The following is a 14,156-nucleotide window of genomic DNA, read 5'->3' as shown; positions in this document are numbered from 1 at the left end:
GCATAAAATAGGTGATAAGGATGGTTGAATACGAAGCACGTTTCTCAAAGCCCTATTACAACAAGTTTGGCGAAAAAATCTACCTAGACCAAATGACTATGGCTGAATTGCTTGAGAGAGTAAAAAAGAACGACATTATACTTGTCCCATGTGGATCAACAGAATCACATGGTTTAGGTCAAGCCACCGGAGAGGACACAATCATCGGTTCCTACATTGCTGAACGTATAGCATTTGAGACTGGGATAACTGTAGCCCCTCCGATATTCTATGGCTCGCACCCATCGCACCACTACGGCATGCCAGGAACTATCCCCGTTAAGAAAGAAGCTTATATCGATTACGTCACAAGCGTAGTTAAATGGCTAAGCAACGCAGGATTCAAAAAAATCATTCTCTTTAACAGCCACGGTCAGGAATATGTTTTACCAATAGTCAAGGACAAGGCAATAATTGAGGAAGGAGTAAAAGCCCTCATCTTAGTTACAAGCTGGTGGGCCTGGGTAAGAGACATACTAAGGCAGGGAACAGAACTCAAACCAGGACTTGTCCTAGAGACACCATTCATACACGCCGACGAACTCGAGGCAAGTGTTCTCTGGTACGTTGCACCCAAACTAGTCGACCCAGCAAAGCTAAAGGAAAGCGACGCAGAAAAAATGGTAGGAGTAATCCCTGACAAATGGGCAGACAAGGCTGGAAACGTCTATGGAAGACCCTTCGGCTGGTACGATATAAGCGCCTACATGGAGATCCACTATTACCCGAAGGGAAGCGTTGGTTTCCCAAGTAAGGCTAGCAGAGAAAAGGGAGAGGTCGTTGTAGAAACAGCGATCCAGAGAATAACGGAGTTCATCGAGTGGCTACACAAAACTTATCCTCCAGGAGTAGTTCCACAGGTCTGGCCTAACCCTGGAGACTTTAAGTACTAAAGATAACTCGTTTATAAATTATCTTTCTTATTTTTAACTTATAGCAAAACAATTATACTTTTCCCAGATAATTATTATTTCGTGCCAAAACCAAAAGTATACGTAACAAGAATTATACCAGAGCCAGGCCTCTCAATGCTTCGAGAATGCTGTGAAATTGAGCTCCACGAGTCAAAAGAATATCCACCGTCCCGCGAAGAGCTTATCAAAAAGATTCGCGACAAGGATGCCCTCTTATGCCTCTTGACAGACAAAATAGACGCAGAAGTAATGGATGCCGCCCCCAATCTTAAAGTCATAAGCACGTATTCCGTCGGCTTCGACCACATAGATATTCCAGAAGCCACCAAGAGAGGGATCTACGTGACGCACACTCCAGGCGTCCTCACTGATGCTGTTGCAGAATTCACAGTAGGGCTAATCCTGGCTGTTACAAGGAGAATAGTAGAGGCAGACAAAATAATTAGGAGCGGACAATGGGACAAGCCCTGGAACCCATATTTCCTGACAGGTCCAGAGCTTAAAGGAAAAACAATTGGACTCATAGGGCTCGGAAGGATAGGCGTAGCCACTGCTAAGAGACTCTCTAGTTTCGAGGTGAAAATACTGTATTATGACCTTGAGAGACGCTGGGACGTAGAAACAGTACTTCCAAACATGCAGTTCGCAGACATAGACACAGTTCTCAGCGAGTCCGACATCGTGTCAATACATGTTCCACTGACAAAGGATACATACCACTTGATAAATGAAGAGAAATTGAAGAAAATGAAGAAGACAGCCTACCTTATAAATACAGCTAGAGGACCCGTAGTAGATACAGAAGCCCTCGTAAAAGCATTAAGGGAAGGATGGATCGCTGGAGCCGCACTAGACGTGTTTGAGCAGGAGCCTCTGCCTCCAACTCATCCTTTGACAAAATTTGACAATGTTGTTCTTGCTCCACACATTGCAAGCGCAACCATCGAGGCTAGACAAAGAATGGCAGAACTTGCGGCTAGAAACCTCATTGCAGTTCTAAAAGGTGAAATGCCCCCAGCCCTAGTAAACAAGGAAGTCTTAAAGATTAGACCACTAGAAAAAGTCAAAATGATATAAAGGGAAAATCCATAAATCAATGTTTTTTCTTTTCTTCACATGAGCTTATCTCAGGTTAAGCGGCTCATAAAGAAGGTAGACCTAGTCCTAGAGGTTGTAGATGCACGCGACCCATGGGGGACTAGAAGCATAGAAGTAGAGAGATACGCAGAGAAGCTTGGAAAGCCGATTATACTCGTTATAAATAAAAGCGATCTCGTCCCAAAGGAAGTTCTCGCCAAATGGAAAAAAGTTCTAGGAAAAAGACATCCAGTTATATTTATTTCAGTAGCCAAAAGGCTGGGAACAAGAAACCTGTGGAAAATCCTACGAAATCATGCCCCCAAGAAAAGCAAGAACAAACCAGTACTCGTAGCCGTGGTAGGGATTCCAAACGTCGGGAAGTCCACCTTAATAAATTATCTCAAGGGGTCTCACAGCGTGGGTACATCGCCAATCCCAGGTTACACCAAGACTACGACAAGGCTAAGGGTCTCAAAATGGTTACGGGTCTACGATACACCCGGCATAGTCCCACGGCTTTCCGCGGAGGAGCTCGCCCTCCGGGGCGCACTTAGGCCAGAGGCCCTAGAAGACCCTGTACCAGCCGCAGTGAAGCTTATCGAGTTCATCTATAAAAAGAAGCCGTCATTTTTAAAGGATCTGTACGGAATAGAGTCGGATAACCCCTACCAGTTCTTGGAGGAATTTGCAAAGAAAAGGGGGCTTTTAAAGAAGGGAGGCGAACCAATAATTGAAGAAGCCGCAAGGATAATTATACGGGACTGGCAGACGGGGAAAAATAATTTCTACCTAGAGCCCGAAGACTACGATCTACTCGAAGAAAAGTAAGGATTGACGCGTATTGTTTCTACAATTGTCAAGTTCACGCCAAAATTCCTTCAAGGCTTCTAACACGCTTGGACTCGGTGCCAAGTTTTCTCGGACACACCTCAAAATCTCCTGCGGGTTAAACTCTGCTTTATCAATACAGCCTCCCACAAGCCATATTGGTGCGTCTAATAGGATTGGAGGTATTCCTGAAGCTTCTCCAACCCGTCTCCATGCCTCCTGGACTTCTTTTTTATATCTACTTCTTAGGTCTCCAGCTAAGCTCCTTAGATTTTCGTTGCACCTCCACCCCTTGGCTATGCCAGAAGTAAGCGTTACAAGGGAAACTCTATAGTCGACTGGGATTAGAAGTTTTTCAAAGTTTTTAAAGCCTTTATTTGCCGCCCGACATGTATAAAGAAGCATTTTAGAGGCAAAGAGAATCGTTTTGTCATTTACATCTGCATCCAAAATCTCGGCAAGTTTATAGCTGAACTCTCCGAGGTCTATTTCTTCACCTTTAAAGGCTTCAATGATTTCCTCTTTGTTTTGGATATATTTCTGGATACGTTTAATCCTTGCAGTTCTAAATTTTCTAAGCGAGGCCGAGCACTCTACAAAGCTTAACAAGGATTGGTCTGGGTCGCCTGAAGCATAGCTCGCGGCCGTCATCCAGTGATCTTCCCCCCTCGTGGCAAGCATATAGCTTACAATGGCTACACCAACTATGTAGAAGGCGCCCTCCGAGAAGCCCATTTTTGATAATATTTCTCTGACGGCAGTGTATTGTGGGTCTCTCTCTATAAAGAATTCGTAAAAATCATTGCCAGACTGGCTGAGCAGTCTGGCTAGTTCCTCAACTCTCTTAGAGTCAAAAAATATCATTTTAGCTCAGGCTTTGAATAAGCTGGTTTATCTTCTCGTACTCTTTCTTGACTATCTCAATGGCCGCCTTATTCGTTGCGTCGCCGCACACTGTTAGCCTGGATTTCTGTGGGTCGTATTCTAGCTTTACCCATACACCATTTGAGCGGTACTTTATCGACAAAGGTGTGACAACTATCTCGGTGTAGAGTGAGGCTACATGGTCGATTATCTTTCTGCCCTGATTTTCGTCTACGTCTATATCAAGCCTGTATTCTTGGATCTCTGGCAGGGTATCTAGTATGCTTGAAAGCTTTACCTCCTCAGTCGAGAGTATTTCGAGAAGTTTTCCTATAAAGAGCATTCCGTCGGGGGACAACGAGAACTGTGAGAATATAAACTCGCCTGAATCAGTAGCCGCAAGGCTCGCCTTAACTTTACGTATTCCCCTTGAAACGTCGCTTGCCTGCCCCTTTATCCTCAAAAGATACAGTCTATTTTTCTCAGCGGCTAGATCGACAAGCCTGTTTGTAGAGTCTGTGACTACTAGGCGTGAGCCCTCGGGAAGCATTAAGGCAATTGCGGCGACGAGCTTGTCTGGATCTACGTATCTTCCCTTATCATCTATGATGAATACCTGTGAAGCGTCAGTGCTTAAAGCCGCTCCGAAGGCCGGCTGAGAAGCATTAACTATATCCTGTAGCATGAATATGTCTCGGACAGGTGGGAGCTGTCGAGGCTTGAGGGCAGAGGGTGGTCTCCCAGCCTTTATCGCGACTAACCTGGCACCTATACTGCCAAGGAAGCTGGGCAACACGTCAGATGCCGGCCCGTGGTTTAGGTCGGTGACAACGAGTGGCTCTTTGGCTACAATTGGGGAAGAGTCCACAAAACTGCTAGCCGAAGAAACATATATGTCGTGAATGTACTCGGCATAACTTACCCACCCAATCCTGTTCGGGATGCTTCGAACAATGTGCCTTGTTTCATACATCTCAATAAGGTCGCTAAGCTTCTCATAGGACAGCTCAACGCCTCCAGCATCAATTATTTTCACCTGGATAGCCGAGTCCATGTGCGGGGCCACAGAGAAGTGGACACCTGCTTTTGCACCAAAACGCTTTACTGCGAAAGCCAGCTCTGGAAGAGTCGCAGAGTGGAAATCAATTACAGAGTTTCCTGTAGACATTAGTCCAGATGTGAAGGCTCTCTTAAGCATTCTCGAGGGCGGATAAAGGTCTCGGGCAGCGACTACGAGAGCCCCCTCTCCAAGGATTGTTCCTAGAACAGCTCCAAGTTCGGCCATGTTTTCCGGTGTAAGCTGGGAATTAGCTATGCCATAGATCCTATTGTTATATATTGGGAATGGACCAGTTCTCATGTATATTCACCTCTGCGAGATGTAGACAGTAGCTCCAGGGCCCAAAACACTACCTCTCCTAATGACGACACCATCTCCAATCACGCTATTTTCCTTTATAACAGTATCATTTTCGACTAAAATATTTTTTGCCAAAATACTATTTTCAACTAAGACGTTTTCAAGGATCGTCGTCTTACCAATTATCACGGAGTTCCTGATTTTTGTCTTCTTTCCTATAAATGTGTCGCTACCTACAACAGCATAGGGACCAATAACTGCGCCCCCATCTATTTCTACATTGTCCCCCAAAGCGACGGGCGGAATTATCGTTGCCCCATGCCGGAGCTCAACGTTTTCTCCAAAGAAGTTTCCATCAACAGCCTTACCATAGGGCTTCAGCGGCTCAGCGTATCCATCCAAGAGGTCAAAGTTTGCCCTCAAGAACGTTGCGGGGCGCCCAACGTCAACCCAGTAGACATCAGAGGCATACCATCCCGATATCCTGTATCCATTTTCCAGTAGCCAGGGAAACACATGTTTTCCGAAGTCCATAAGATGCGGGTTTTCTTCCAGTATCTCTAGTATTTCGTGTTTGAATGCGTAGAAACCGCTATTGGCAAGGTTCGCAAAGAGATTTACACGCCTAGTGCTCAGCATTGCGAAAGCAATAGAGGTCACATACATTTCTTGAAGATCGGGCTTCTCGAGGAAATGATAAATGTAGCCGTTCTGGTCGACGAGGACTGCGCCAAAGTCTCTCAGAGAGGGGACCTCTATCAGAGCGATACTTGCGAGTGTACCATTTTTCTCGTGATGGTCAGCGAACGATCTGAGATTTATGTTTGTGATGACGTCCCCCATGGTTACAATGAAGTCTTCGTCTATGTAGTTTGAGAGTTTCCTGACTGCGTCGGCCGTGTCTGCAGGATGAATAAGTGGCGCAACGATTTCTAGGTCTGTATCGACCCACTTAGCTACTAGGTGGTTGATTATCTTTTCTGCAAGGTAGTTTACCGCGATCACTACTTTCTTGAATCCATGTAGATGGAGAAGGGTCAATATGTGATCCATAATGGGCAAGTTTCCCACGGGAAGAAGAGGCTTGGGAGTCGTATAGGTTAATGGTCTTAGGCGTGTCCCCTTACCCCCAGCAAGCATGACAGCAGTTTTGATCATTTTTTACTACTAATATTAGTCTTGAAACAAAAATTAGATATTTTTATCTCTTCTAAAATTTTTAAAACAAATAGAGGACCCAAGGAAAAAAGATGCCTAGACAGAAAGGTCTTTAAAGAGCCTTTTCATCGTAGGTGTATGTGGGAGAACTAGAGCCAATGAGCGCTACAGGCATATTCGTTGTGACGAGAAGGCTAGAAGTCTACCAAACAATCGTTTTTGACTATTTTGACAGCGAGGGCGTCTACCACGAGCTCGTAGAAGACGAAGAAAAGCTCGAAAAAGAACTTAAACTCTTGGCTTCCAACATGCAGGGCTTCCTGGACGAGGAAGAAGTCATACTTAACGGCGAAAGGGTACGCCCCAGAGTCGTTGGAGTAGATATAGGGTTCAAATCTGTCCCAGAAGAACCGTTCATCACCTATTTTATTTTCTTCAAGGGAAAACCCCTCAAAGGAAAAAACTACTATGAAAATATCTATGAAAATACTGTCGCTGACTACCCGATAACAGCATACTGGTACTTTCCATTGAAAAGCAGAATAACAGACGTCCAAATGAGCGGAACCGTAGAAATAATAGGCTCAAACATTCTGATACTTAGACTCAACGAGGGAGAAAAGGTCTACGGCTACGAAAAAATAGAGTTCGAGCTCTAGCCCACCACCACTCAAACCTTTTCCCTGGTTTTATTGCCCATAGCCTCCATCTTCAATAATCTATGTGGCCAGTTTCACGAAACAATCAGAACAAATACCAAGAGCTTTTAATGCTCTCAGTCGCAAATTAACGAAGAACGCACAACATTTTTTATGAACCCAAAGATAGGGCAGTCGAGAAAATGAACCAGAAAGAGAAGAAGGTCAGCTTGAAGATCCCCGAAGATATTCATCAGCTAGTGACGAATTATTCAATAAGCAACAACATCGGCTTTGAAGAAGCTGTTATAGAACTACTAAAAAAAGGCTACGAATACTCGGAACTGGAGAAAAAATATGACAAATACATACATGACAGGGAAGTATGGGACAGAAGATACTATTTTCTCAAAGTCGAATCGGCATACATCTATTACAGGCTTAAACTTAGAGACATCTACGAGGAAATGAAGTCACTAGCTATGACTCTTTCTAGCGTCGTAAGTACCCTTGAACATTTACTCCAACGGTACGGTATTAAGGATCAAAACATGGATAATTATTTGGACAAGATGCATGCAACTGTCAAATATTATCTGGATCAATATGTTCTTGCCTCTAGGAAAGAGGAAAACTCCCCCGAAATAAATGATGCAGAAGTAATACAGTCCATCGAAGAGACTCTTCAAAAATACAAGAGTATTCTGGGAAGAGAGCAAAATAACACAAGTGAAAGGTGACAAAATGCTTCTCAAAAAGCCTAGGACGAGCGAAAAAGACGTAATCTACTTGGCACTTGTCGACTCAATATCAAAGGGCGGATGCCCCATCTGCAGAACGCTAGAAAAATCTGAAAACAACCTCATATGGATAATCCTATACGAGCACGTAAATGACCCATACGTAAGGGAAAAAATAAACAAAGGAAACGGTCTTTGCGGGTATCACTATAAAAAAGTCATAGAGATGGCTAAGCAAGACCCCCTAATAGGAGGCTTGGGACCCGCAATCATAGTGGAAGACTTGTTAAGCAGATTTGTAGAAAGCATAAATACGGATACTCCACTTTCAACGAAATGTTACATATGCTCTGAGCTCGAGAAAACTGAGGAGTCTTACATTGCCTCTTTTGTCTCTAAGCTAGATACGACAAACTTGCTTAGCCGTTACGAAAGTAACCCAGAATCGATACTCTGCTACAAACACTTTATGGAGATATATTCAAGGCTCCCCGAAGCAACCGCTCAGAAACTGAAAGAAATACAGCTAAAGAAACTAAACAGTCTTTTGGGCGAGCTTCGTTCCTACATAGAAAAGCACGACTACAGATACATTGGAACAATTACCGAGAACGAGGCAAAGTCGTGGACGAAAGCCATCGAGGCACTGGTTGGATCCGGCTGGTCAGCACTGTTCCAGCTCAAGCCTAAAGGAAAACACTCAAAGCAATGATTATTTGAAGTTCCAATATTATCAGAGGCTATGTTCATGTTACATGGTCTTCCGCCAATAATCTTGTTCTGGCGGGAAGAAAGCACAAAAAGAGAGATTTAACAAAGCATATTAAGTGAGCCTTATTTTAAGTCGGCGGCTTTAGAAGTCGTTGGAGGTGGCTATATATGCTGACTAAGTCGTTGACCAGAATTAACCTGGACGCTGTTATAAAATACGTTTTATCAAAGCAGGGCAGTGATGGGGGCTACCTGTCCTTCCAGTACCTAGACATGTTTGAGTCCTCGGCTGAGGATACCTACTACGCTCTTTCGATCTTAGAGACTTTGGGCGTAGAGCCTCCCCGTAGAGATAGGGCGGTAGAATTTTTGAGGCACCTACAGCACGAGGATGGGACTTATAGTAGTGTCGAAGTTGCATTTTATTCGATAATGGCTTTATCTTTGCTTGGTGCTTCTCCGAGAGACCCTAGGGGCGCATCAGAGTATCTAATGAAGGCGTTAGCCTCAAACATGAATGGGGATTATATTCTCCCAAGTTTCGAGGCAGAACAGCTGATAGATGAGTCAGGCGTTCTCAAATCTAAAGATGCAACTTTTACTTTGACTTCAGCAGACTTGACACCTGTCCCAATTAGGACGTCGATGATTGTTCTCGCACTTCACAAGCTGGGAGGCCTCGATGGAGAAGCGGAAGAAAAAGCATACCCATTATTAAAAGATGCATTGAGCAATGGTGGCTTAGGTACGCCGGTCTCCTTAGAGGTGGCCTACTGGGCACTTGAGGCTCTCTCGACTGTTGATCATTTACCAGAGACAAGTAATCTCGTTAAGTGGATCTATGCATGTGAAAATATAGATGGAGGATTTAGCTCTACACCGGGCTCGAAGACCGCATTTATTGAAAACCTCTACTACGCGTTGCGTTCCTTAGAAATACTTGGGTCTAGGCCCAAGTACGTCTCAAGCCATCTCGAATACGTAACAAGTCTTCAGAACGCTAACGGCGGGTTTAGACGCTCAAGAGAGCTTGGAGCATCGGCACTAGACTATACATTCCATGCTGTCAAGAGCCTTGTTCTTCTCGAGTCGCTATAAAAATCTCTTTAGTTCTTGAGTAGAATCTCTTGATATGTAGAGATATTGTTGACTGTGTAAAGACTAGTAACTAACACACCTATTTATACCCAGCAAATCTTCATCAAGGTTTGTGATAATTGAAGAAGTCTCACGTTTCCTGATCGGTATACTGATCGGCATACCCCTCGGGGCCTATGCATACAAGAAGTCCTACCTCGAGAAGAAGGCGGCAGTTTTAAGCATACTTTTTTCTGGTGTCTACCTCTTGGCGGGTGTTGGTGTCTTTATTACCTCGCTCTTCTTCTTTTTCTCTTCATCTATGCTAACCAGGCTCAACTTCGAATATAAGAGAAGCATAGGCGCCTCTGAGAAGGAAAGCGGCAGAAGCCTGGCACAAGTAATTGGTGCAGGTGGAGTTGCAGCTCTGTTCTCTGTTCTCTACGTATTCTCCCCTCATAACATAGGTAACGCGTTACTTGTCGGAGTCTACGTAGCTATAGCTTCCTCAAATGCAGACACATGGGCGGCAGAAATAGGTTCCCTCTCCAAATCAAAGCCGAGACTAATCACGAGGCCTTCACAGGTCGTAGAGGCGGGCACGTCCGGCGGTGTGACGTTGCTGGGCACCTTTGGCTCTCTTTTGGGGTCATTTCTGACTGCCGCTGTAGCCATGGTTATAAGTATGGTTGAGCATCCAACGCTAGCAAAGATCGAGATATTTTCCGTGATATTCATATTGGGGTGGCTGGGAGAAGTCGTCGATTCACTAGTTGGTGCGACACTTCAGGTAAAATACTATTGTCCAAAGTGCAACACATTGACAGATAAGAGGATCCACGGGTGCGGAAGCGAAACAATTCATGTATCTGGATACACCTATATCACGAACGAGGTTACAAACATCATCGCGACATCTGTAGTAAGCATAGTGGCCATAGCATTAGAGCTCCTCTAGCTTTTTACAAGCACTCAAGGTAAAAGTTTAATTATACACAGGCATAAATTAATTTGGGCAAGATGAGGAAGAAAAGTTTTCGGCTGTTCCTCTTTATTCTAATTACATTTATTCTAGTTTTTATAACTCTTTCCCGGGAAAACCCGCAAACAGTCGTTATAGTTGAGTTAAAAAGCAGGATAGACGAGGGGACCTACTACCTTGTAAAGAGAGGCGTTGAGTCGGCAAAAGGAGGCATACTTATCCTTGTAATCGATAGCTATGGAGGCTACCTGGACTCAATGGATAAAATCATCAACCTGTTAGTTTCATCGGATATAAAAACAATCTCCTGGATTCCACCAGGAGGGAAAGCCGCATCCGCAGCCGCAGTAATAGCGATGGCTACAGACAAACTCTACATGGGTAAAGGCTCAGTTATCGGCTCCATAAAGCCTTACCCAGACGATCCAAAAACTGTTGAATACATGGTGGCCAGGGTTTCAAGTCTTCTGTCCAAGAAGGGCGTAAATGATTCAAGGGGTATAGCTGAACGACTGGTAAAGGGAGCAGAAAGCTTTACAGAGAGTGAGGCCTCTGCACTAGGGATAACCCAAGGTAATGCTAACAGTATTGAGGAGCTTTTGTCAAAGGAAAACCTGCAGACAGCAGAAAAAGTCTATGTTTCAGGAGACGTTGTAAGCGACTTTCTATCCATAATTCTGGATCCGGCAGTCGCGATCCTGCTCCTGCTACTAGGAGTTTTACTTATTTTCCTTGAGCTAAAGGTGACAGGCTTCCAGGGCTGGGGCATACTTGGAGCAGCCTTCATAATCATTGCACTTTATACCTTCAACGTCACGGGAATAAATATTACCACATTTGTCCTCAGCATACTGGGGATAGCCCTAGTATTTCTCGAGTTCAAGAAGCCGGGCATTCAGCTTGCGGGCGTATCAGGAATAGCCCTAATAATCATTGCACTAATTTTTGAATACTTGTCGAGACCTTACCCAATGTTTTCCCCCAGCATAACAATTGTCTCTATCGGTCTCTTACTCATAGTTATCCTGCTAGCATTCGTAATCGCAAAAGCGCTCGAAACACTAAAAATGAAGACGCCTACGCTTCAAGACAAACTCATGGGAAAAGTTGGCTATGCCAAAACAGCTATTCCCAGGGGAGGAAGAGGAATAGTTTATGTCGAGGGAGAAGACTGGACAGCCGAATCGGATACCGACATCCCCCAGGGAAGCAGAGTTATTGTGAGAGGCATAGAAAACCTCATACTCAAAGTAGAGCCCTTAGGCGGGCAAGGAAAAGAACCCACTAAAGAATAAAAGATATATTAAAGTGGCTAGATTAAAAAACGAAAAACCATGGACCCAGTAACACTAATACTCCTCTTCGTTTTGCTCTTCGTCTTTGTATGGATAATTGCAAGCTATATAAGAATAGTTCCAGAGTACCAGCGCCTCGTCGTACTAAGGCTTGGACGCGTAGTCAGGATAGCGGGGCCAGGACTAGTATTCCTCGTCCCATTTATAGAGCAGGGCATAACGGTCGACCTTAGGGAACAATATATAGAAGTAACAAAGCAGACATGTATTACAAGGGACAATGCTCCAGTAGACATAGATTTCCTCATCTATTTTAAAGTAATAGATCCAAAGAGGAGCGTCGTAGAGGTTTCTGACTTCCGCGGTGCAGCAGTAGGAATAGCTACTACTACCCTCAGGGCCGTCGTTGGGGATATAGAGCTGGATCAAGTACTTGCCAAGAGAGAATACATAAACGAGGTTCTACGCGAAAAACTAGACGAAGTGACCGCCCGGTGGGGCGTGAAGGTAACTGCGGTGGAAATACGGGAAATACTCCCGCCAAGAGAAGTCCAAGACGCAATGATCAAGCAGATGTCCGCAGAGAGGAACAGGAGAGCAATGGTTACAGAGGCGGAAGGAAAACGGGAAGCCGCAATAAAGGTGGCACAGGGAGAAAAAGAAGCAATGATACTTAAGGCTGAAGGAGAGAAACAGGCAGCGATTCTTAGGGCTGAGGGAGCAGCGCTGGCACTGAAGTATCTAGATGACCAGGCAAAACTCATAGACGAGAAAACCCTGATGCTCCAGTACTTCACAACCCTCAAGGATATTGCTTCCTCGCCTTCAACCAAATTTGTACTACCCCTAGAACTCTTCAAGTTCCTAAAGCCTTTCGAAGAAATGATAGAGAAAAGGACTACAAAAGAATAAAAATTATTTTTCTTTCTTTACTTCTCCCTGAATGCTTCCAACAATATCTGCTTTACCCCTCAAGACAATTTCCTTAGCTACAATGTTTCCCTTTATGATTACGTCTTCCACGGTAACGCTGTCCGCTGAGATCTCTCTAGCCTCCAATATTGGTAGAGCATGGCGTCTCAAAGCATATTTAAGTATCTTTCCAAGAGACAGCATATTTTCGCCTCGGGAAGGCCTAACTGTAATCCTTTTTGCAACTATTTTTTCAGCAACAGCTTCCTCTGATATTTCAAAGAATGCCTCCTCGGCCTCAACGCTCTCTGCCTTAAAGCTCCCAGAGACATGTAATATTCTAGCCTTTATCCCATAGGACTTCAGTGCGCCAGCAATCTTTACCTCGTTTCCCTCGATGGAGCCGCTTATAGAAATAGACCCGGCAGACTTGAAAAGGTCACTTTTAACATTGCCCTCTATCTTGCACGAACCAGCACACTTGAAAAATTGTGCCGTTACGTCTCCCATGAAGCGTGCAGACCCGGAAACCTTTATTTCCTCCGCTTCTACATTTCCTGTCACCTTTCCCGAGCCAGAGATGGATATCCTATTGTATTTGCCGCCAGCAACCACACCGCTACCGGCAATATGAACACTGTCAACCTTGCTAGAAGCCGTGGATTGTCCGCGAAGAGTCCTCTCATACTTGTCGAATAGCTCTGCCATCACTTGACACCTGCCTCTTGCAGAATTTCCTTGATTTCCGTGAGCACATTCTTTATCTCTCTAAGCCTCTTCTGGATAAGCTCCTCAACTTCCTCGTCTGACAAGTCTTTATACTTCAATTCTTTCTCTGAACTCATACAGCCATACCCTCCTTTAGCAGGTCTCTTATTTCCTCTAGAAGCCTCTTTATCTCGTCAAGCTCTTCCAGCATAGCCCTCTGACGAGCCCTATAGATTCTCATTTTCTCTTCAATTTCTCTTAATTCGCGTCTCTTTCTGTCAACATCTCCAGTGGAGACAAACGGTTCTGTGAAACCGAAAGCAATCGAGAAAAATGCTAGGGTCCCGCCGGCCCCCATGCTGACTAAAACTATAATCGCGCCGAACAGCGTGTCAAGTGTCTTGTTGGATACAGCCTGGATAACGTTGTAAGGTATCCAAACGAGCAGAATTAATGATATAATAATACCGACTACAACTGCATAGTTAGGGACTCTCAAGCTTCTCACCTATTTTCCTTAAAATCTCTCCAGAGATAACAAGCTGGAAGTCGTTTAGACGATACACTTTCTTTGTTCTAGGCCCCTCAACATAGCTCCCGGATATAAAGCCTGCCTTCTCGAGAAGATTCAGATGCAAGTGGGTCAATGGGTAAGACAGCTTCAGGTACTTGGAGAGCTCGTAGGCATAGCGTGGCCTTACAGCGATAAGGGCAAGCATCTTAAGCCTTATAGGGTTCGCTAGCACCTGCAACACCTCTGACAGTTTTTCTGCATCTTCAACATTTGCCATTCACCATCAAATTATTAATCCAGAACTGATATATAAAGTTTATTTTACATAATACTTCC

Annotated in this window: 17 protein-coding genes; 10 read left to right on the top strand and 7 right to left on the bottom strand. The window is 44.5% G+C overall.

What is annotated here, in order from left to right; all coding sequences use genetic code 11:
- The first annotated feature begins 20 nt into the window (after positions 1-20).
- The 3 genes from iolN to QXT17_RS00415 all read left to right on the top strand — a co-directional run bounded on the left by iolN (position 21) and on the right by QXT17_RS00415 (position 2,861).
- Positions 21-932, top strand: coding sequence for a 3-dehydro-scyllo-inosose hydrolase (gene iolN, locus QXT17_RS00425; RefSeq protein ID WP_020962776.1), 912 nt, complete (start codon positions 21-23; stop codon positions 930-932).
- An 81-nt stretch (positions 933-1,013) separates the two neighbouring features.
- Positions 1,014-2,030: a glyoxylate reductase gene (gyaR, locus tag QXT17_RS00420; protein ID WP_020962777.1), complete on the top strand. Its 1,017-nt coding sequence runs from the start codon at positions 1,014-1,016 to the stop codon at positions 2,028-2,030.
- Between the two features lie 39 nt (positions 2,031-2,069).
- The gene (locus QXT17_RS00415; protein WP_020962778.1) at positions 2,070-2,861 is read left to right on the top strand and encodes a GTPase; all 792 of its coding nucleotides are present in this window, start codon (positions 2,070-2,072) and stop codon (positions 2,859-2,861) included.
- Here the strand turns inward: QXT17_RS00415 and QXT17_RS00410 are convergent.
- From QXT17_RS00410 to QXT17_RS00400, 3 genes are read right to left on the bottom strand one after another with little or no spacing between them, the layout of a single operon-like run.
- The gene (locus tag QXT17_RS00410; protein WP_020962779.1) at positions 2,844-3,725 is read right to left on the bottom strand and encodes an N-glycosylase/DNA lyase; all 882 of its coding nucleotides are present in this window, start codon (positions 3,723-3,725) and stop codon (positions 2,844-2,846) included. The two genes, QXT17_RS00415 and QXT17_RS00410, sit on opposite strands and share 18 nt — an antisense overlap.
- A 1-nt stretch (position 3,726) precedes the next feature.
- A complete protein-coding gene (locus QXT17_RS00405) occupies positions 3,727-5,085 on the bottom strand; it encodes a hypothetical protein (protein ID WP_342783001.1) in 1,359 nt (452 codons plus the stop codon).
- A gap of 6 nt (positions 5,086-5,091) precedes the next feature.
- The gene (locus tag QXT17_RS00400; RefSeq protein ID WP_020962782.1) at positions 5,092-6,243 is read right to left on the bottom strand and encodes a sugar phosphate nucleotidyltransferase; all 1,152 of its coding nucleotides are present in this window, start codon (positions 6,241-6,243) and stop codon (positions 5,092-5,094) included.
- A gap of 140 nt (positions 6,244-6,383) precedes the next feature.
- Between QXT17_RS00400 and QXT17_RS00395 the strand changes: the two genes are divergently transcribed.
- The 7 genes from QXT17_RS00395 to QXT17_RS00365 all read left to right on the top strand — a co-directional run bounded on the left by QXT17_RS00395 (position 6,384) and on the right by QXT17_RS00365 (position 12,598).
- A complete protein-coding gene (locus QXT17_RS00395) occupies positions 6,384-6,902 on the top strand; it encodes a hypothetical protein (protein WP_020962783.1) in 519 nt (172 codons plus the stop codon).
- Between the two features lie 182 nt (positions 6,903-7,084).
- Positions 7,085-7,621 (top strand): hypothetical protein, encoded by a 537-nt coding sequence (locus tag QXT17_RS00390; RefSeq protein WP_020962784.1) that lies wholly within the window; start codon positions 7,085-7,087, stop codon positions 7,619-7,621.
- A 4-nt stretch (positions 7,622-7,625) separates the two neighbouring features.
- Positions 7,626-8,333, top strand: coding sequence for a DUF6062 family protein (locus tag QXT17_RS00385; protein WP_148682094.1), 708 nt, complete (start codon positions 7,626-7,628; stop codon positions 8,331-8,333).
- 167 nt (positions 8,334-8,500) lie between these two features.
- Positions 8,501-9,430 (top strand): prenyltransferase/squalene oxidase repeat-containing protein, encoded by a 930-nt coding sequence (locus tag QXT17_RS00380; RefSeq protein WP_148682095.1) that lies wholly within the window; start codon positions 8,501-8,503, stop codon positions 9,428-9,430.
- A gap of 112 nt (positions 9,431-9,542) precedes the next feature.
- Positions 9,543-10,367: a DUF92 domain-containing protein gene (locus QXT17_RS00375; RefSeq protein ID WP_020962787.1), complete on the top strand. Its 825-nt coding sequence runs from the start codon at positions 9,543-9,545 to the stop codon at positions 10,365-10,367.
- 62 nt (positions 10,368-10,429) lie between these two features.
- Positions 10,430-11,686 (top strand): nodulation protein NfeD, encoded by a 1,257-nt coding sequence (locus QXT17_RS00370; protein WP_020962788.1) that lies wholly within the window; start codon positions 10,430-10,432, stop codon positions 11,684-11,686.
- A 39-nt stretch (positions 11,687-11,725) separates the two neighbouring features.
- The gene (locus tag QXT17_RS00365; protein ID WP_020962789.1) at positions 11,726-12,598 is read left to right on the top strand and encodes an SPFH domain-containing protein; all 873 of its coding nucleotides are present in this window, start codon (positions 11,726-11,728) and stop codon (positions 12,596-12,598) included.
- A gap of 3 nt (positions 12,599-12,601) precedes the next feature.
- Here QXT17_RS00365 and QXT17_RS00360 read toward each other — a convergent pair whose 3' ends face one another.
- From QXT17_RS00360 to QXT17_RS00345, 4 genes are read right to left on the bottom strand one after another with little or no spacing between them, the layout of a single operon-like run.
- Positions 12,602-13,306: a polymer-forming cytoskeletal protein gene (locus QXT17_RS00360; RefSeq protein ID WP_020962790.1), complete on the bottom strand. Its 705-nt coding sequence runs from the start codon at positions 13,304-13,306 to the stop codon at positions 12,602-12,604.
- Entirely contained in the window at positions 13,306-13,443 is a 138-nt protein-coding gene (locus QXT17_RS00355; protein WP_020962791.1) for a hypothetical protein, read from the bottom strand. Before QXT17_RS00355 ends, QXT17_RS00360 begins: the two co-directional genes overlap by 1 nt.
- On the bottom strand, positions 13,440-13,805 hold the full coding sequence (locus QXT17_RS00350) for a hypothetical protein (protein ID WP_052885531.1): 366 nt from the start codon (positions 13,803-13,805) through the stop codon (positions 13,440-13,442). The genes QXT17_RS00355 and QXT17_RS00350 overlap by 4 nt, the downstream gene beginning before the upstream one ends.
- Positions 13,792-14,097: a winged helix-turn-helix domain-containing protein gene (locus tag QXT17_RS00345; protein ID WP_020962793.1), complete on the bottom strand. Its 306-nt coding sequence runs from the start codon at positions 14,095-14,097 to the stop codon at positions 13,792-13,794. The genes QXT17_RS00350 and QXT17_RS00345 overlap by 14 nt, the downstream gene beginning before the upstream one ends.
- Between the last annotated feature and the right edge of the window lie 59 nt (positions 14,098-14,156).

It is taken from the genome of Thermofilum sp., assembly GCF_038871435.1.
Taxonomy (GTDB): domain Archaea; phylum Thermoproteota; class Thermoprotei; order Thermofilales; family Thermofilaceae; genus Thermofilum; species Thermofilum adornatum.
The sequence above is the reverse complement of the archived record's forward strand: the minus strand, read 5'-3'. Positions and strand labels throughout refer to the sequence as shown.